We start from the raw sequence: 18,701 nt of genomic DNA on the forward strand, positions 1-18,701 counted from the left end.
ATAAATAATAAAGAAATAAATGACAGTAAAAATTAAATTTTTCTTTTTAACGATGCTGTTCACGTTGCTGCAGTCCTGCCATCGCTTGATTTATTTGAAATTGTAAAGAAAAATACAAAACTGATTACCTTAAAATAGCCGGATTAATGAAAAAAAGCACCGAGAGAAGAAATTGATAAAGCTCTTACTGAAAAGGAACAGACTACTTTTCCGGTTTTTGATAAGAAATATAAAAAATTGTGGAATCTTGCCAAGCCTTATGTCAAAAAGCACGGCATCGAAGTACAAACATTCTAAATACATTTATCCTTAAAAAAATTACATCATGAAATCAAATCCAGAGTTAGGTACATTTGTTAGAAAAAGTGCAGTATCAAAAGCATTTCTTTATTTTTCCTACGGGATACTTGTTTTATTTACCAGCTTAAGTATTTTTATTTATTTTAAACTAATTGTACCTGTTACTGAAGGCGCAATGAATTTTTCAGGTGATATTAGCATCGTATATTACTCCATAGTTTTTATTATGGGACTCGCTTTACTGATATTTGCTATAGCGCGTTATTTGTCAGGAGGACTAACTTTTTATCTGTACGAAAATGGTATAGTAACAGACAAGAAAGGCATTATGGAAACTTTATATTTTAAAGAGATTCAGGATGTTTATTTGTTTACTTCGGGCAAGCGCCTGTTCGGCGTTAATAATATTGCGGTTCGTAAAAACAGTACAGCTGACTGGTATCCAATTTCTGCAAGATATTCCGGTATTTTCAAGGTAATTGAATTTATACGCTCGAGGCATGTTGCTGTTTATGTACCCCTACTATTGAAAAAACTGGAAGAGGACCAGAGCGTAAATTTCAATTTTGTAGATTTTAAAAATTTAGCGATGAAACAATTTACCGCTATAAATACCAATTCTTATTTGAATGTAAGTACTAAAACCATGCAAGTATTCAAAGACAGGTTAGTGGTAGAATCACAGACTATTTATTTTAAAGAAGTCCTTAGTTTTTCTGTTACGGATTGGACCAATCAAATGCAACTTATGAATAAAGATGAAAAAATAGTTTTCAAGAAAGCATTTACTTCCGTTTTTAGCGGCGATATTTTTATAGCCTTGCTTGATGAACTAGTCAATAAGAATAAATTCCTAAATCAATAGAACTTACACATGTGTTTGTCTGTTGATTATCATAAACTAGCCTGAAAAAAATCATATGATATCGCAAATGATAAATTGAAAACATCATAGTTTTAGCCATATATTAAAACTAATATTATCAATGTTCCAGATTTTTTTAGGAACTAAATCAAATAATTAAATGAAAAAAATATCAAATTCAGTTGTGTTAAATGTTCATTGCAAATACAGGACGTCGATCCTCATAAACAATGCTGCGGTAGAACTAAAGTCATCATTTTTACAAGAAAGTGCCGCTCAAAAAGCCTTGTTTGAGATGAAGGTTAATTATATTGGCTTGATTAATATGATTAATTGTTTTGTTCCAATTCTGGAAAAAACACGAAACCTTTAATTGTTAATATTCTTTCAATTGGAAGCACTGCTTTTATTAAACGCTTGGGCACATATTGTGCGTCGAAAGCAGCTGCACATCTTTTAACTCAATCCATAAAACAAGATTTAGAAGAAAAAGGCATAAAAGTTATAGGCGTTTATCCCGGTTACGTAAATACTGAAATGTCACAAGATGTTACACATGTTGAAAAAGCATCTCCGGAATCCGTTGCAACTAGTATCTGCCAAGGCATTGAAGCGGGAGATCAAATATACCTTCATCAAAATCATATATTTGCTGGCCATAAGATATAATCCAAATCTCTTTTAATAGAAATGGAATAAAAATCAAAAGCAGCACTTACATTATTTTCCGGTAAATGGATTTTCGAATAATCTATGATACTAATTACGGGATTTTCAGGTAACGGAATTCCCGCTTGCCTGTGAAATTCCGTTATGGATTTTATGTGAAATAATTTTGACTGTGCCATCTTTTACAACTGTTTTCTTTTTGCCTAGTGTCAGAATTTCTTTGAGTAACGAAAAATTTCCGGGAAAATCTGTTAAGTAATTAATCCGAAAAAAAATCAAAAAAAATAAAAACCTCAATTCTCTAATTTTGAAAAAGATACTAATATTTTAATACTTTACTACATTGAAAAAACCTGAAAATTTAGAATTAGAAATAGATATTACAGATAAAGGAGTGAAAATTAATTCAGAACTATTTACATTTCCGATAGATTTAAGCAAATTAAATTTAATTTTTGGAGAGCCTTATTTTTTTAAAATGAAGTATAATAATATTTATACCTGGCATGAAATTGGAATTGTGGCGTATTCAAAAAAGAAGAAACAAATTGAAACACTTGAAATTTATTTATCAAATCAAAAAGATCTAAAATTTAGTCCTCGGAAATTATTTAATCAGGTACTTAAAATAAATGGGGAATCTTATCAGGAAATTAAATTTAAAAAAAATAAAAAATCAGACTTTGTTGAAAAACAAATAGGGAACAATTCTTTATATATGGAGTTCAACGAAAAGGATAATCAATACTCTACTATAAGTATCACTGACTTTAAAGAGCCTCCAATCTTACAAGATCCCGATAGATATGACTATAGACCTGTAGCAGGAGAAAAAATGGAGTTTGCTGATTTCAATTTTAAACTTACTATTATCCAGATTCTGATGTATGAAAAAGAATTGCTCCGGCCTAAATTTGATCTATATGAATTTGTAGAGCGTCATAAAGACAGAGAAATTGATGTTGACGAAGAAGGATATGATTTAATAGCAGAAGTAACAGCTTATTTTGAAAAACTGGAAATCGATAAAAAATTTGCCATCGAAATAACAGAAATTTACCAGGACGGCGGTGATGATATATACCTGAATATGCTGTGTTTTTGGGACGGAGAAGATGATGTTTTCAATATAAATACATTTACAGATGTAGAAGTTTTCCAATTTAAAAACGTTGTCTTTATTTAGTGACACTCAGTTTAAAGAAATGGAATACCTGAAAAGTAAGGGAATAGGAGTACAACATATTACATACGATAGAAAAGAGTTATAATTTTTTGAGGAAATGTTTTTACAGAATTTAAATCCTTTTAAAGATAGAGGTTGTCAGAAAAGTAAATAATAAATAAAATCGATGATAGCGGAGAGTCATTCAAAAAAGAAGTGCTGTTGTATTCCAGAGTCTGAGCATGCATATATTTAATATCTACAACTGTGATTCGAATATCTATTTTATATCTACACTTTTTATGACGGTACTTATGAGTATTTTTTTTGTTTGTGTAAAATGATGATTTTTAATATTTTACACCCTTATGATGTGTAAATGTTTCATAATCACACAAAAGTCAGCAATTCTAAATTAAAAAGAAATAAGTATGTTTGCAGACTAAAATATACCTTAAACTAATATGAAAAATATTGCCGTTTTTCTCTTATCTGCTGTTCTTTTATCTGCCTGTAAACAAGAAAAAAGCAAAGGTTCAGATGATGGAGCTAAAGTTTTAAGTGCAACAAAAGATCTTTCTTTTAAAGTAAATAAAATTGATACTACAAATTTACCTGCCGCCTTAAAATATGAAGGCAATATTAAAAATGCTGTTCGTTGGCAAGATAATACGGGTGACAATATTGTAATCACAACCGAGACAGGTCATTATATCAATCCAAAATTTAAGCATGAAAATGAAGATAGTTCTGATGCAGAATTGTTTGCGTATCATTATATAATTTCAGGTGATGAGGCTAAACAAACATGGAAAGTTTATGATTATATCTCGGATTGCCCTGTTGAAATTGCAGCATATTTTGTTAAAAACACTTTTAATATTACAGATTTGAATAAAAATGGAATTGCAGAGATATGGTTAATGTACAAAACCACTTGTCATGGAGATGTAAGTCCGTTGCAAATGAAAGTTATTATGTACGAAGGCAAAGAAAAATATGCTATGAGAGGTGAAAATAAAGTATTGTTAGAAACTTCGGAAGGAAAAGAAAAATTTATAGGTGGCGAATTTAAATTTGACGCAAATTTTGAAAAGGCGCCAAAAATTTTTAAAGATTTTGCTCTGAATTTATGGAACAAAAATATAATACAAAAATGGGGTGATGATCACTAAAGACAACTCTGTAATAAAGAAAAAAAGAAGTATGATATAATAAAACCATAAAGTAAAGTTTTAATTAAAAAGAATTGCATTGTCAAGTGATGTTTTTTTTTGGAATATCAATCACATTGCTTGTAGACAATGAGTAAAATCTTTCAATTGTACAATTGATATGAATATATTCTTAACTTTTGATTTCTATTACAAAAAGGATACAAGTTAAATCCATTTGTACTAATTGTCGACATAAATTGTTATAATAAAATGCCATACAGTTCACGATTGCGTTTTATTGCAAATGAAGATGTAATAAGCTATTGGGATTTAGAGAATCTTAAATTAATATAAATTAAAAAGTATGTCTAATTTAAAGGCTTTATTAAAATCTCTTATAATCCTGCTTATAATGTTGTTTTTGGACATGTCCTGTATATAGTCATTGATGGATTGACTGATACGTTAAAAAAAGCAGATATTGCAGTTATTCTTGGCAACAAAGTAAACGACGACGGAACGCTCTCGGAACGTCTGGAAAAACGTTTGGAATGTGGGTTGAAGTTATACCGAGATAACCGAATAAAAAAAATTTTAGTAAGTGGTGGATTAGGCAGCGAAGGTTATTATGAAGGAGACAAGATGAAGGAGTATTTAATTTCAATAAAGTTCCTGACTCTGTAATAATCGTTGATAATTTTGGAAATAATACGCGCGCAACTGTCGATAATACTCTCAAATTAAAAGATAGCCTCCACTTTGTAAGCGTAATTGTGGTATCACAATATTTCCACGTCACGCGTACAAAAATGTTATTTAAAAAACGTGGCTTTCCGAATGTCACTAGTGTAAGTCCAAAATATTTTGAATTTAGAGATCTTTATTCAATATTTAGAGAATTTATAGGTTATTATACACAATGAAATTGTTTTCCCAATTTCACCTCTATTTAATCAGATTTTGAAATATTCATTACTTTAAATTAATGTCATATATATTAGTCGTCTGCTATAAATATCGCTAATGCATCAGTTGCTGGTGACTAATTAATTGATCTAAAAGTTACCCAAATTTGGGCAGCGTTGGGTGCTTATCACACATATAAATAAGGAACCTAAAGTTGAAGAAAAGAAAAAGTTTTTTACTTTAGTCAGAATCACCATTGCTTAATGGCATAAAGTGATTTGTAGAAATACCGTCCGGAGACCTTCAGCAGGCCCCTGATGGTCCTTTGATAATTGAACTTTTTATTTTCAAACCGGCAGGTGAATTTGGCACCTCGTGGTGAGTACGAGCCAATTATTCTCCGCCATGTCTTTAATGTCAAATTTTTTCATATCTAATGCCCTCCCAAACCTGCCATGGCAGCTTTAAATCTAATGTGAAAGGCAAAATTAGCGGTTTTATTTTTACCCTGCACGCTTTCAAGTTAAGTTAGCGAACTGCACGGGTAGTTACGCGTTAAAAACAAGAAAAAATAAGATACAAAAAAAAGGCTTTTAAATGGCTGCATTTAAAAGTCTTTTCTATTTTGATTATATGCGGTATGATCAAATCCCTTAATCCTTGTCATCTTCATCGGCCTGAGACTCATCCAGGGTCCTTCTGTCGGCATCGTCATGGTTCAGTTCGGTGGGCTGGTGGTCTACAGCTCTTTCATCATCATAGTGCTGGTTCACTACCGGATCGGTGTGCTCCATAGTCTCGGACTGGATAGCTTCTTCCCTTGTGTGATACATGCTGTCGTGCTGACGGTAGGTATCGTGGTTTTCTTGTGGTATCATACTTTTTAATTTATATTGTTTATAATCTGTAAAGACTTTCTTCCTGTTTTCGGGCTTATTGCCGCTTAGTGGAAGAAGGTAGAATAAATTAAAAATTAGGGGATGGATTAAATTACAGCCTGATTGTGTTTAATTGTATTATTTTCAGCTGGTTATGAGATGTTATATCGTTTATTAGGACTATTCCCGCTATTCGTTCCAATCTTTTGTGCCCAGCCTCGGCACAAAAGGATTTCCACTGCTATCGGGGCTGATAAGGTAGGACCAGTACTATTTCAATCTCTGAAGATGGCTACCAGTATTTGGAATGCTAAATAATGGACTAGTTTATACGCAAGTGATATTGAAGACACTTTTAATAAGGGAGCGTACCTCTACATACAAAAGCCAAGTTCGCTTACCAGTTATGTTCTCATCCTCAAAAAGTATTCATTCTTCACTGTACGAAAGCTTTACTGAATCCAGTTAAAAATATAATTTTTGTTTCTGAAAAGAATGTATTTCCGAAAGATTAAATAACTTGGAGTTTCAAACATCAAATTAGTGATTTAGCTTTTTCGTATTGTAAAGCTATGGGATTTAACTGCTATAAGGGAATGCACTTTCAAAAATCTGAAATTGATTGTTTTTCATGACTTAAAACTTAAAACTAAAATTGTAAATTTGAAAAAAAATAAAAAAATTATGAAAATTGGCACATTTTTAAAATACGGAGTCATTACGGCTTCTTTAATAATATTTATTTCAAGCTGTAGTGTTCATACGTCGTCTTCAAATTCAGGGAAAATACCTCCAGGGCAGGCAAAAAAGATGTCAGGAAGTAAGAGTGCGAAAGCTTATGCACCGGGGCAGCAGAAAAAGAGATAATATTAAAAATAACTAATATTTTGGTTCTCCATTATTTAGCTTCGGTGTATAGAAAGTAGTTTAAAAGTAAAAAAGGGCGTCAAGCCCTTTTTATTTACATCTAATGTTTTCCGTTTCCTTTGCCATTTCCGTTTCCTTTGCCATTTCCGTTTCCATGGCCATGATTTCCATTATCTTTTCCATCTTTATTATTGCCTTTACCGGGTTTTTGCCCTATATTTTTTTGCGGTTTTCCTTTGTAACCTTTACCATATTTTACTTTATGGTCTTTAAAATTATCGTAAGGCCTGTCCCCTCTGTAATCAGTAAGTACTACTTTGTACTCATTATAAAGATCGTAGTTTCTATAAGCTGACGGTAGTGATCTGGTTCTTACCCATCTTCCGTTATTCAAATAAACATAATTTGATGTGCTTACATCATAATAGGTTTCAAGGTCCGGCAGGTAGTAATAACGAGCGTCTGAATAACCGGCAGGTCCCCATGCAGGTGGTGTTCCTATATTTACATTAACCGATACCTGAGCCTGTGTATAACTAAAAGAAAGGAATAATATTCCAATCAAAAAATATTTTAAAGTTTTCATAATTTTACATTTTAGTTGATTAATACATTTCGACAAACAAGAAACGTGCCCAAATTTTATCCTATTCACCGGAATTTCAAGATCGGCTGTTTGATAGAAGTTTCAAACCTAACCTTCTTAGACCTTGATTTTGCTTAGGTTGTACTTTTTCAAAATGTATTCTGCCACGATTCTGCCATAAAACTTAATTTACAAATTTTAAACATCTTAGAAGTATAATTTGGCAGCGGGAAGTCAATTATCTAACCAATTTATTTAAGGTTATAATGGTATTATTGGATATACTTCGTAAACTTTTGCAAGTGAGATTTACTTTTATGAAATTGCAAATTCTTAGAATTACTAATGTTAATTGAATTCCAAAAAAAGCTTTAGATTTATCTTAAAGTTTCAATTAGCTTAGATATAATAATCTACATCTGTCTTAAATGTCCATAATTCAATTTATACTTTATTTCATTATTCTAATAATAGAAAAATCATCAGTAGGTTTTAACCCAAAGTCATTTTCTAATATTTTTAATTTTAAATTAAGCATTTCGTCTTTTTCAGAATTTGTATTATCTTTTGTCAAAAAATCAATAACATCAATCTCTTTATTAGTTTTTTTTGCAAATAATCTCTCAAAAGTAAATATTCCATCAGTTGAAATACTTATATCTATTATTCCGTTAAATTCAATTTTTTGTTTTTGAGAATTATAAAATTTGTCGAAATCTTCTGATATATGAAATCCTAAATAATCAGGTTTATTATCTTGTTCAAATTCTGTTGTTTCTCCATTAATCCTGACAAAACCATCACCAATTGCAAGGACAATACCTTGTTCACTTTTTTTGTCTAATACTACTATTATCAAAGTGGTCAATAATTCTTTGGTATCAATCATCAATTGATTTTTCACAATTTTAAGCTCATTTAATAAATCCCGTAAAATATATTTTAAGTTTTCTTCAATATTTAATGATTCTCCATCATGTGCAATAAATTCTTTGTATCCTTTCTCTAAACATATTTTTTTTAGAATTTTTCCAACTAAAATTGAAGCAAAATGACTTTCTAATGCAGTGGTACAACCATCCATTACTGCACAAAGAATTTTATTTTTGCCATATTCGCCAACGTACAAATGGTCCTCACAATTATTTTGATGATAATCACCGATTTTTATTGCTGAATATATTTTCATTTATCGATTTCTAACTTCTTATTAATATATTGATACACGGGCTAAAAATTAGTTCGTAAATAGATGGCTATATATAAATATGACCTTTTTTAGAAGTTTGTAAAAGAAAAATAAATTTTAGAAAGCTAAATTTCACAAACATCTACAATCATTTTATGAGTATAAAATATTACATGTACTTTTAAAGAACTCTATATCTCATAAAAATCCGCCCCATAATAATTAGCCAAGCTAAAACTCCTTTATCAATAAGTTTACCCAATTCAACTTCTATATTTTCTGGAGTATAATTTAATTTACTATACTTCGGATGAGTTCTAATAAATTCAGAAAATTTATAAAGAGAAAAATTAATTTCATTATCTATAAAAATTGAAATATCATAGTCATAAATAACCCCATCCTTTTCGGCTGTACACCCGGTTCCATGAAACCAATAAGAAACTTCATTAATAGTTCCTTTTCGTTCAAAAAGAGATCCAGCTATCTCACATGGATTTCTTGTTGTATTGTATTTAAATTTTAAAGAATTTTCAAAAATTCTTATAAAATTAATATATTCGTTTAAAATTTTTTCCATACATAATTATAAATGTGCCCCTGCCCAAATTTCCTCTATTTTATCTGCAAATTTTGTATAGAATTTCGTTCCGGTAAATTCTATAGCTTCTATAGTTTTTCCTGATCTTATAGCGGCTTCTATTCTGTGATGTCCATCTAAGATATATCGTTCTCCTTTGTAAAGATATATATAAATACCATCTTTGTAAACAGAAGGATCGCCGATTTTCATTCTTGTTACATACTTTGCAATGGCTGCTTCACTTTGAGCCATAACCTCTGTACTTTTTAGAAGTTTAAGACCTTCACCAGAATATTGAACAAATTTCATTGCACCGCCTCCAGATATAAATTCTAAACCTCCACTACTTGCATATATTGGGTATGGTCGTGGTCTGGTCGAAATCAATTTTTCGAGAAATGATTTATTTCCCCATTCTTGGATATTTTTTTTATAATCGGTCATATAGGAAGTTTCTCGAATTGTATTTACGTTTCCTGCGAGACTTACATAACTACTCATGTTAGGAGCAGGGGGGGGAGGAGAATTTTTACCTCCACCAAATAAATTTTTAAAACTTACTTTATTTTTCCACCATTCACTCAACTTGTCTCCATTAATATTTCTATTAGCCCAATCTTTAATTCTCCAATTATCCCAATTTTGGCCTATAGTAGCAATAGTACCACCAATTGCTGCTCCCCAACCACAATCTACACAATCTTTGCCAGGTCCGCTTCCTTGTGCGATATTACCACTAGGGTCTATATAGACCAATGGATTATTTAATACATAACCATATTGGTTGTAATTTTGTGTATTAGTAGGATCTTGTATATAATTGTCAATCTGCAAAAATCGACGAATTATGGGATCGTACAATCTTGCATTCATATTTATAAGGCCAATACTTTGTAAATGTTCGTGTCCTGTATAACCTCTATCTAAAATTGTTAATCCCGCAAGAGTATTTCCTGCTCCATCCTGTACCTTTATTATACTTCCCCATGCATCAAACAAACGTTTTTCTACAATTGATCCGTTTGAATCTGTAACTGCTAATATACTGCCTTGGTAATCCCGATGTAAATATAAATAATTTTGATTATTTATACCATCACTCTTAACTGCAATTGGAGCATCATATCCATCACCGCCAATGTATGTTATAAATTCAAAATCTCCGGTGGCAACATTCTGCTTAATTTCCATGCTCCCATCTGCAGAATAGTATTTTCGTAATGGCCTGTCCATTTTTTCAACCTGCATACCTCCATAGTACATAATGCTTCGCTGATTATCGTCATTGTAAATAAAATTTATTTTATCTACATCAGTTTCTTCAATTTCTATTGGACATTTAAAACCATTATATATTATATTGAGTTTTCTGTCTGCAGTCATGAGGTCGTATCCCCTGCTAATTATAATATCATCGTACCATATATTTCCTATACCATTATTATCTAAACGTATACGAATTTGTTTTGTATTTGCAGGAATATTGACGTAGCCACTCAACTGGCTCCAGCCACCGGTAAAATTATTTGCAATATTGGCAAAAGTTTCATTTCCGGAGGCGTCTTTCATAAACAGAAACATTTGCGCTTGTGGACCATCGCTAAAAAACCATGCAGAATACTCATAAAGTGTAGGGGATGCGTTATTAATATCTATCCACTTATCTGCATATAGATATTGTTCCGTTGTCAATGTATTTGCAAGTTTTAGTGTGCTCTTCCCTTTTAAATGTGGTACTTTTATGGTATCATAGCTAAAAAAGTTTGTGTTTGGATATCGTTCTTTTCCCCAGTCCCTTTTATCTTCTAAAGCGTCGCTATAAATTCCTTTCCTAGTAGCATAATATCCTACAGCTTCTGGTGTAAGTTTAATTGAGGTATTTTGGTAAGGTTTTGTTGGATCATAATCATATGTACCTAAATTGTTGCTAATTATTTTTCCAGAAGAGTCATAATTTTGAGTTTCTTCTACTCCTAATTTATTGGTAAACTTTTTTAATCTATTAATCCCATCATATTTAAATGTTTCGGAGTAATTCCCAAATGCACTATTAACACGGTTGTCCAAATTATCTGTATTTTTATCAAATAGTGTTGTAAGAGTTAAAATATTTCCGGTTGGGGCTGTCGTTTTATCGTGCTGAATTTTTGACAAATATCCATTAGAATCATAAGTGCTGGTCATTGTAATGCCATTACCTATTACACTTTCTAAAACCTGTCCTTTAGCACTTACGGTATTGGTTTGCCAAAGTATGTTATTATTTTCATCTAGAATTTTATGTAAATATCCATTTGTATATTCATTTTTAGTTACAACCTTACTGGTTTTACCTCCTACTTGGGCAATTTTTGTTTCTACGGAAACTCTCCCCATCACATCATATTCAAATAACCTGGTGAATTTTGAAATTCCTACTTTTTCTTCTATGATGGTCGTTGCCCTTTTAAAGGTATTATCGTAAATAATTGTTGTTGAGATTATATTAGATCCAATTGGTTCATTATTATCTTTATAAGTGATAATTATTGGTAATTTTGATGCATCGTAAGTGTATGTAGTTTCACTGTTTGTTCCGCCTCCATTAATTGTTTTTATTAGTGGCCTGCCACTTAAATCACGAACAATATTAGTTACTACATTTCCATTTTGGGATTTTTCTTCAATGAGCTCATTAAAATCATTATACTTGTAGTTGAACACACCCGCAGAAGGATCGGTAAGTTTTGTTTTTCGACCCCAACCATCCTGCTCTACATCAATATTTACTCCATTGTAATTAGTTTGCCTTAAATTTCCATTAGCAAAATATGAACTTGCTACAGTTCCGCCTAATGTTTGATTTGATGATATTATGTTACCCAAAGCATTTTTAGTTAGTATCTTGGTTTGTGAGCCGTCAGTTAATGTTGTAGTAAGTCCTTGATAATAAGCTGTTGTTGTTTTTAAATTAAATAATTTATTCTCGATAGGTCTGCTGTAAATATCATATTTAGTTTCATTCCACTGAGTTGGTGTAGAACCGAAATAAGGTTCACTCACTTTATAATTTCTATTATACAAATCGTATAAATATGATGTATATGAAAATGCTCCATTAATATCTTTTATGCCAGATTTAATTTTTCTATTTAAATCATCGTATATTTCCTCAGAAAAACTGCCGTCCGATAAGTCTATATTTGTAATATTTGTTTGTGATCCGTTCTGGGCATTATAAGTATTTAGATATGTAGTTACAACCGTTTTGTCAAGTAATTCATCTTTGGCAGTTAATTTTTTAAACCATGAATCATAAGTGTACGATATTGATTGTGCATATTTATTTATTTCTTTCTTTAATAATCCATTGTTCAAATCATATTCAAATGTTGCTATTAATGCGTCATTATCAGTTATTTTTGTTAAATATCTTCCTGATGAATCGTAATCATAGCTAGTTATCCTTGGAGTTGTTAAACCAGAAGCTGGAGTAATCGTTTTTTTTGTTAAATTACCAAAGTTGTCATATTTGTAACTCTCACTTATCGATTCTGAGTTGTTTGCTTGTGTACCAAAGACATAATTTTCACTATAAGCTAAAAGCTGATCGCTACCATATTCATAAATTTCTGAATATCCGGATAGATTGCCAGATATTTGCTTTGAAACAGCTTTTTGATACGGTCTGTCAATGATGTATGGGATGGTTGGAGATGGATTTTCATATTCTGTACTTTCAATTAATGTTTGTACGATATTGCCTGATTCTTTGCTGACAACAGTTGTAATTAATGGATTGCTATTTTCATTATAATTAATTGTAGTTTCCGTGCTGGTATTTTCTAGATCGTTGTATTGAATAATCCCGGTGTTTTGTATTTTAAAAACTTTGTTTTCCTGCAATGCAAGTTCATTGTTTGGAGGTGTATATGATAAAGTAGATTTTGTAGTATAACTTGATGGCGAAAAACCACGGTATGGATAGGCTAAGTAAGGCAGGAAGTAGCTATCAGTTTCTACACCCCTTAGATTAATATTTGAACTTGTGATACTAGAGGTGATTGGATTTAAATTATCATACCAGTTTGTTTCCATCATAGATCTAAATCCTTGAAAACCTAATCCTTCTAAATTTGTAACTGCACCATAATAACCGTAACGCTTCATTTTAGAAACTGAAGCACTCTTTTTTTCTAATAACGTTACAATCTGAAAATCAGGAGAAGAAACTATATCAAAATAAGGGTATTTTTCTGTTGTTAAACTTGAGTTATATATGGTGTTATAGCTGTATTCATAAATTGGATCTAAAGGCTGGTATGTAATAAATTCCTGAACGCCATTTCCATAAGTGATTGATTTTAATAAACGGTCTTTATTAGTGTTTTTAGGGGAATTAAAAAAATGAAGCTTATTATTGTTGATAAATGCAATTTCGAAATGAGGATTCTTTTTATCAGTTGACGGAAGAAATATTGGCAATGCATAAATGTCTATGCTTGACTGCGGGACAGTTATTGCACTTCGTGTAGTGTAGGTGTAAAGTTGAGTTTCAGATATGGCAGTAATTTTTATTGTACCTGTTCCTGTGCCGTTGTTTCGGCTGTTTTGCACTATTGTCAAGTCAGATTTTCCATCATTATCGTAATCTGATGCAAAGTAGTTGTATGAATTATATGGGTCGTTAAGCATGAAGTTTCCCATGCTTTTAAATTCTTTAATAAAAATAGAACCAGTAGATGTATACATGAGCCATCCATTGTTTGACACAACAGGAAGGGTGAAGTCAGATTTTCCATCTCCATTATAATCTCCAATAAGTATTGGTCTGCTTATATCAATAGAAGGATCATATAATTGAGCCTGAGCCATTATATTAAACTGGCTGTTAGAATCTAATGTATAAACATTTACAGATCCAGAATCGAAGACGTAAATATCTGATTTCCCATCTCCATTAAAGTCAGCAACAAAAATTTTGCTGCTAAAACTTAGATCTATGTTGCCCGCTGTATTTGTATAATTAGTAGTTATTCTTTTATCCAAATTTATAAAGAAAAGCTGTCCACCATGATAGGTATATTCATAAGTTGAACATCCTGATGTAAACGGATAGGTAAATGATCTTTCGACTGCGACAATATCTGTTAGGCCATCTCCATTAAAATCTCCACTTATGTAGGAGCGAGGAATATCGCTTTCATAATGATAGTGGATTGAACCCGCCCCGCTAATTGCTTGATTTATCTCTTGCCTTTTTGCGTTAGATGGTGAAACTAAATCTGGAGTTTCGCCTCCACATTCATTGTCATAATCTAGAATGAATCTTGGGAAAATGTAAGATTTTTGATCTTGCTGTACAACTACCGCTGAAGGCGAATAGGCATATGTTGTAAAGGTACTTCCCTGGACCACAGTCCAGCCTTGAAGGGGCATTAGATAATCCTGATAATTGATGTAGTTTACAGCAAAAATCTCATCAAATGTATTAGAAAAAGATAGCGGAACTCCGAAATTAGGTATAGTCTGAGCACTCGCATTAGGTGATATTCCTGAGAACAGCCACATTTTTTTCTTAGCTCCGGCACCTGTCAGCGGATACAATATGAAATCCATACTACCATCGCCATCAAAATCTCCTGTAACTGTAGAAGCATTGAGTGAAGAAACATTATCAACATTTAAAATTGTAGGATTTGAAATATAATTAAGTGCAGTATCAGTATTCTCATAAGTAAAAACAGTGGGATTTAAACTTTTAGTTTTATCGCCATTTTTCTCTGTTACCTTCCACAGGAGGTTGTAACTTTGTGATGTAGACTTATATTCTAAAAAGTAATTTCTAAATCCGATATTATTGCTTAGGGTGTTGATTTCAAGCAATCTTTTGTTTCTTGTAATATTCTGCCCGCCAATATAATAACTTTCAGGACGAGAGCTGGATTCATAAACAAATTTTATCTCATTTATTGGTACTGTTGAATCAGTAGAACCATATTTTATTGAAGAAATTTCTAACAGATTATTTGTGGAAGTATAATTATAAGTAATTTTAACGCCTTGAGCATTTTCCCAGGATGTGATCGACCATTCGGTTACAGATCTTGAATCGGTTGAATTACCATAATAGGCTTTTGAGCCATCAGGATATTCGACCAAGAAATAAGCTGGTCCATAATTTGCACCGTTTGGATGTGTTCCGTAAGAGCTTACTTTTAAATTAGAATAAATTTCTGTTTCATATGATGTGCCAGCAGTTCCATAGTTTTGAGAGGTATTTTTTAAAACAAGTCTTTGACCATCAATCGCAAAACGATCTAGTGCGTTAAAATCAACTCCATCAATTATTCCATCATGAAATTTTGTGGCTGGAATTCTAGATATAGAAGAGATGCCTGAAATATTCCAGCCATATCCGGCAGGTCCGACACTACCTTGACTATTATAAGATATGCTTATTTGCGGTTCCATACCATTTATTCCTGGTGGTACAAGAATTGGAATAGAATAAGATGCTCCTCCTGAAAGATTAACGGCGAGATTTCCTTCCGTGATCCCAGGATCAGCGGAATTTCCAGTTGGGCTTACCTGTGCTGAAACCAAAGAGCTTAAACTGATAAAAAATAAGATTGAAAAGTAGAACTTTTTCATATGCTATTGCTTAATAATTTTGATTGTTTTTTGTTCTCCATTATTGTATGTAAGAAATACGATGTAAATACCTGTTGGTAAATTTTGAAAGGGAATATTTTGATAATTAACTTCCTTTTTACTTTTGTATGACAGTAATGATTGGCCATTTATTCCAGTTACCAATATTGATGTAACGAAGTTTTCATTTGTTAAATCCCATTTTAAATAAAGCTCTTCCTTAACAGGATTTGGATAGTATGAAATAGCATCTGTGGGAGAAAATTTTAATAGGTCTTCTTCTTTGGGAGTTTCAATCTCATGTATGTTTTTTGATGGTTTTGCAGACGGGCAATTAATGCAAAGAGTTCTATTTATTTGATTTCCAGTCAAGGCATCATAAGAGAACTTTATTTTGTCCTGTGCGTGTGATAAAGAAATAAATCCTAATAGAAGGATTGGGAGAAAATTTTTCATATATAATTGATTAAACAATTAGTTGATTACAAATAAAGAGAAAAAATTAATGTAATATTATACTTGTTTATATTTTACTGAATCTTCAAATATATGGATTAGAAATAATATTATATTGCTATTTTGATTTTGGAAAATTATATAACTATCAATTTAATAAAATATTAACATTTTTGTTAAATTAATTATTTGTTTCAAGAGATGTATAAACTATTAGAAGATGAAATTACCTACTTGAATTATTTAATTTACAATTTGTAGCTATAAGACTAATGTACTTGTTTATCATTTTACAATAAATTTAATATTTGCTCTTAACGAAAGAATTTTACTACTTTTTATTAACCTTATAGTTATTGTATTTAGATTAATAATAAAAATAAATTCGTTTGGTTTAAGTCTCATTATTGTTACTCAAATTCCTTTAATAATTTGAGATGGAAGAGGACACGAACAATTAACAAAAAAAACGAAAAAATAAAACAGCATATCTAAAAAAGTTTCGAACCTAAACTTCTTAGACCTTGGTTTTGCTGGATTTCTATCATTCAAAAGCACGATGTGCCGCGATTCTGCCACAAAACTTTGAGTACTAAAATTTTTAAGCTTACTTTATAAAATTCTTTCGATTTACGACTCTAATTGTATTTCTTCAACTGGTATCTTAATTGTACCTCAAATGTATTTAGTGCACTTAAAAAATGGAAATTTAATTTCTGTACTTTATTAATAATATTGAATTTTCTTAATTCTAAGTTCCTTTCTAAATGGACTTTTTTATTTTTTTAGAAATCATGATGACTACGGCAAACTGGAATATATTACGTATTTCAGAAATCAGCTGAAAGAATTGCTTACTAATTATGGGGATGTATTCGAAATGTGGTTTGACGGCGCAAATGGCGGAGAAGGCTACTATGGCGGAGCAAATGAAATCCGAAAAATAAACACCATTGACTATTATAATTGGGATGAAACGTATAAGCTAATTTACCAAACAGCACCCAAAACTTTGGTATTGGAAGTTGGCCTTTCAGAAGCCAGATGGATTGGGAATGAAGAAGGTCGGGCCGGAAAAACAAATTGGAGTCTTTTATGTCCGAAAGATGAATTGGCAGGAAAAGTTCATTATACAGAGTTTATGTCAGGACATGAAGATGGAGAAAAATGGGTTCCGGGAGAAGCAGATGTGTCCATTAGGCCAGGATGGTTTTACCATGCTGTTGCCCTTAATCCGGTTATACACGCCGGTGAAGTTGGGGGATCTGATCATGTTTCGTTTTATAAATGTTCTATCACAGCCGTAGGTTTTCATACAGGAGGACACCCGGATATCATAAACCCGAAGAGGATATTGATTTGATAAATATAGAAGGAGGCGCTTTGTTATCTCAATATATTTATGATGCTTTAATAGCAATTGTAATGATAATCAACAACTGTATTTTATTAATCAGGATTGATTATTGTATTTTCGATTTGAAGCAATATTTTTTTATAATTTATAAAAAAACACTGATATTTTGTTTTAAGTTGTATATTAATGTTAAAAAATTTTAGTATTACTATTTCATTTGCCTTAAAAATAGCAACTTTATCTATACTTTCTCTTGATTTTCATTTATTAAAATAATGTGTAAGTAATTGTATATTAGTTTATTGAGTGCAATTTCACGTTATTTAAATCTTGATTCTTAATCTACCTTTTTTTTAGTTTTTCTTTTAGGTCTAGTTTTGTTATTGTTCTTTAGATAACGGACTGATTTTCAAACACAAAATTTCAATTTACCATTTTTTATTCAAATAAATAAAGATGAAGTGTCTGTTAATTATCTGGTTATTCTTTAAGGAATGATTTTAGAAAAAAGAAATAAGCTTGAATAAGATTATTAACCCCAAAACCAAAATTATGAGTAATCAATTACCTACTGTCATTTTTAAAAGACGCAAATATTATCATTTATTAATATTTTTTTTTTGCTTTTATAACCTCAAATATATATTCACAACGAGGCTATTATGATGCGGTTTATAAAAGGTATGAGGCCAAACATTGCACAATTATCAAATGGTGCCGTAAGAATCAGAAACAGATGGCAAACAGATTCTATCATTCATGTTGAAAACCAAACGGGTTCTGCTCAGTACAATGGAGGTCAGAACAATTGGGATAGCACCCAATGGCAATTTCAATCGACTACAACGGCGAAAATTGATGGTAGCAAAACAGAAATAAATACCGAAAATAATGCTACAATTGGTATTTATCCAAACCCTGCAATTAACTGTTACGGATATCAATGGAAGAAAGGTTTTGGTTAACAAACTGAATTCTTCTGGAAAGATCAATCTGGATATTCTGGATAAAGTGAGCACCTAATTCTGGATAAAAGTGAGCAGTATAAATGAACTCAAAAAGGTGTCTAAAAAGTAGTTTAAAAATATAA

At 31.3% G+C, this 18,701-nt stretch carries 16 protein-coding genes; 9 read left to right on the forward strand and 7 right to left on the reverse strand.

Translation table 11 applies throughout. The features are described from left to right. The first annotated feature begins 325 nt into the window (after window positions 1-325). Together ACHZDT_RS17760 and ACHZDT_RS17765 are read left to right on the forward strand one after the other, a co-directional pair. Window positions 326-1,165, forward strand: coding sequence for a DUF6585 family protein (locus tag ACHZDT_RS17760; RefSeq protein ID WP_394776000.1), 840 nt, complete (start codon window positions 326-328; stop codon window positions 1,163-1,165). 333 nt (window positions 1,166-1,498) lie between these two features. Then, window positions 1,499-1,834 carry an SDR family NAD(P)-dependent oxidoreductase gene (locus ACHZDT_RS17765; protein ID WP_394776002.1) on the forward strand — a complete coding sequence of 112 codons (336 nt, stop codon included), beginning with the start codon at window positions 1,499-1,501 and terminating at the stop codon, window positions 1,832-1,834. Here the strand turns inward: ACHZDT_RS17765 and ACHZDT_RS17770 are convergent. Beyond that, window positions 1,807-2,013, reverse strand: coding sequence for a hypothetical protein (locus tag ACHZDT_RS17770; protein WP_394776003.1), 207 nt, complete (start codon window positions 2,011-2,013; stop codon window positions 1,807-1,809). The two genes, ACHZDT_RS17765 and ACHZDT_RS17770, sit on opposite strands and share 28 nt — an antisense overlap. 164 nt (window positions 2,014-2,177) lie before the next feature. Here ACHZDT_RS17770 and ACHZDT_RS17775 point away from each other — a divergent pair, with 164 nt between their 5' ends. From ACHZDT_RS17775 to ACHZDT_RS17790, 4 genes are all read left to right on the forward strand, one after another. After that, entirely contained in the window at window positions 2,178-3,020 is an 843-nt protein-coding gene (locus ACHZDT_RS17775) for a DUF6892 domain-containing protein (RefSeq protein ID WP_394776004.1), read from the forward strand. Between the two features lie 443 nt (window positions 3,021-3,463). Beyond that, window positions 3,464-4,174, forward strand: a complete 711-nt coding sequence (locus ACHZDT_RS17780) for a M949_RS01915 family surface polysaccharide biosynthesis protein (protein WP_394776005.1) — start codon at window positions 3,464-3,466, stop codon at window positions 4,172-4,174. A 435-nt stretch (window positions 4,175-4,609) separates the two neighbouring features. Further along, window positions 4,610-4,840: an ElyC/SanA/YdcF family protein gene (locus tag ACHZDT_RS17785; RefSeq protein ID WP_394776006.1), complete on the forward strand. Its 231-nt coding sequence runs from the start codon at window positions 4,610-4,612 to the stop codon at window positions 4,838-4,840. Between the two features lie 2 nt (window positions 4,841-4,842). After that, window positions 4,843-5,079 (forward strand): ElyC/SanA/YdcF family protein, encoded by a 237-nt coding sequence (locus tag ACHZDT_RS17790; RefSeq protein WP_394776016.1) that lies wholly within the window; start codon window positions 4,843-4,845, stop codon window positions 5,077-5,079. Between the two features lie 636 nt (window positions 5,080-5,715). Here ACHZDT_RS17790 and ACHZDT_RS17795 read toward each other — a convergent pair. Next, the gene (locus tag ACHZDT_RS17795; RefSeq protein WP_394776007.1) at window positions 5,716-5,940 is read right to left on the reverse strand and encodes a hypothetical protein; all 225 of its coding nucleotides are present in this window, start codon (window positions 5,938-5,940) and stop codon (window positions 5,716-5,718) included. 663 nt (window positions 5,941-6,603) lie between these two features. On the opposite strand from ACHZDT_RS17795, the gene ACHZDT_RS17800 reads away from it, so the two are divergent. Then, window positions 6,604-6,807, forward strand: a complete 204-nt coding sequence (locus tag ACHZDT_RS17800) for a hypothetical protein (RefSeq protein WP_394776008.1) — start codon at window positions 6,604-6,606, stop codon at window positions 6,805-6,807. A gap of 100 nt (window positions 6,808-6,907) precedes the next feature. Here ACHZDT_RS17800 and ACHZDT_RS17805 read toward each other — a convergent pair whose 3' ends face one another. From ACHZDT_RS17805 to ACHZDT_RS17825, 5 genes are all read right to left on the reverse strand, one after another. After that, window positions 6,908-7,393, reverse strand: a complete 486-nt coding sequence (locus ACHZDT_RS17805) for a hypothetical protein (protein ID WP_394776009.1) — start codon at window positions 7,391-7,393, stop codon at window positions 6,908-6,910. A 451-nt stretch (window positions 7,394-7,844) separates the two neighbouring features. Continuing rightward, window positions 7,845-8,582: a protein phosphatase 2C domain-containing protein gene (locus tag ACHZDT_RS17810; protein ID WP_394776010.1), complete on the reverse strand. Its 738-nt coding sequence runs from the start codon at window positions 8,580-8,582 to the stop codon at window positions 7,845-7,847. A gap of 181 nt (window positions 8,583-8,763) precedes the next feature. Next, window positions 8,764-9,162 (reverse strand): DUF6896 domain-containing protein, encoded by a 399-nt coding sequence (locus tag ACHZDT_RS17815; RefSeq protein ID WP_394776011.1) that lies wholly within the window; start codon window positions 9,160-9,162, stop codon window positions 8,764-8,766. A 6-nt stretch (window positions 9,163-9,168) separates the two neighbouring features. Further along, complete coding sequence (locus ACHZDT_RS17820) at window positions 9,169-15,798, reverse strand: FG-GAP-like repeat-containing protein (RefSeq protein WP_394776012.1); 6,630 nt, start codon at window positions 15,796-15,798, stop codon at window positions 9,169-9,171. Between the two features lie 3 nt (window positions 15,799-15,801). After that, window positions 15,802-16,254, reverse strand: coding sequence for a T9SS type A sorting domain-containing protein (locus tag ACHZDT_RS17825; protein WP_394776013.1), 453 nt, complete (start codon window positions 16,252-16,254; stop codon window positions 15,802-15,804). A gap of 850 nt (window positions 16,255-17,104) precedes the next feature. Here ACHZDT_RS17825 and ACHZDT_RS17830 point away from each other — a divergent pair. Continuing rightward, the gene (locus ACHZDT_RS17830; RefSeq protein WP_394776014.1) at window positions 17,105-17,617 is read left to right on the forward strand and encodes a hypothetical protein; all 513 of its coding nucleotides are present in this window, start codon (window positions 17,105-17,107) and stop codon (window positions 17,615-17,617) included. Between the two features lie 677 nt (window positions 17,618-18,294). Further along, window positions 18,295-18,576 carry an RICIN domain-containing protein gene (locus ACHZDT_RS17835; RefSeq protein WP_394776015.1) on the forward strand — a complete coding sequence of 94 codons (282 nt, stop codon included), beginning with the start codon at window positions 18,295-18,297 and terminating at the stop codon, window positions 18,574-18,576. The last annotated feature ends 125 nt before the right edge of the window (window positions 18,577-18,701 follow it).

Source organism: Flavobacterium sp., from assembly GCF_043722275.1.
GTDB lineage: Bacteria > Bacteroidota > Bacteroidia > Flavobacteriales > Flavobacteriaceae > Flavobacterium.

Bases quoted from the DNA above. Each gene is read 5' to 3' on its own strand.
- ACHZDT_RS17760 (WP_394776000.1), top strand. From the start codon at position 326: ATGAAATCAAATCCAGAGTTAGGTACATTTGTTAGAAAAAGTGCAGTA.
- ACHZDT_RS17770 (WP_394776003.1), bottom strand. From the start codon at position 2,013: ATGGCACAGTCAAAATTATTTCACATAAAATCCATAACGGAATTTCAC.
- ACHZDT_RS17780 (WP_394776005.1), top strand. From the start codon at position 3,464: ATGAAAAATATTGCCGTTTTTCTCTTATCTGCTGTTCTTTTATCTGCC.
- ACHZDT_RS17795 (WP_394776007.1), bottom strand. From the start codon at position 5,940: ATGATACCACAAGAAAACCACGATACCTACCGTCAGCACGACAGCATG.
- ACHZDT_RS17805 (WP_394776009.1), bottom strand. From the start codon at position 7,393: ATGAAAACTTTAAAATATTTTTTGATTGGAATATTATTCCTTTCTTTT.
- ACHZDT_RS17810 (WP_394776010.1), bottom strand. From the start codon at position 8,582: ATGAAAATATATTCAGCAATAAAAATCGGTGATTATCATCAAAATAAT.
- ACHZDT_RS17815 (WP_394776011.1), bottom strand. From the start codon at position 9,162: ATGGAAAAAATTTTAAACGAATATATTAATTTTATAAGAATTTTTGAA.
- ACHZDT_RS17820 (WP_394776012.1), bottom strand. From the start codon at position 15,798: ATGAAAAAGTTCTACTTTTCAATCTTATTTTTTATCAGTTTAAGCTCT.
- ACHZDT_RS17825 (WP_394776013.1), bottom strand. From the start codon at position 16,254: ATGAAAAATTTTCTCCCAATCCTTCTATTAGGATTTATTTCTTTATCA.
- ACHZDT_RS17835 (WP_394776015.1), top strand. From the start codon at position 18,295: ATGAGGCCAAACATTGCACAATTATCAAATGGTGCCGTAAGAATCAGA.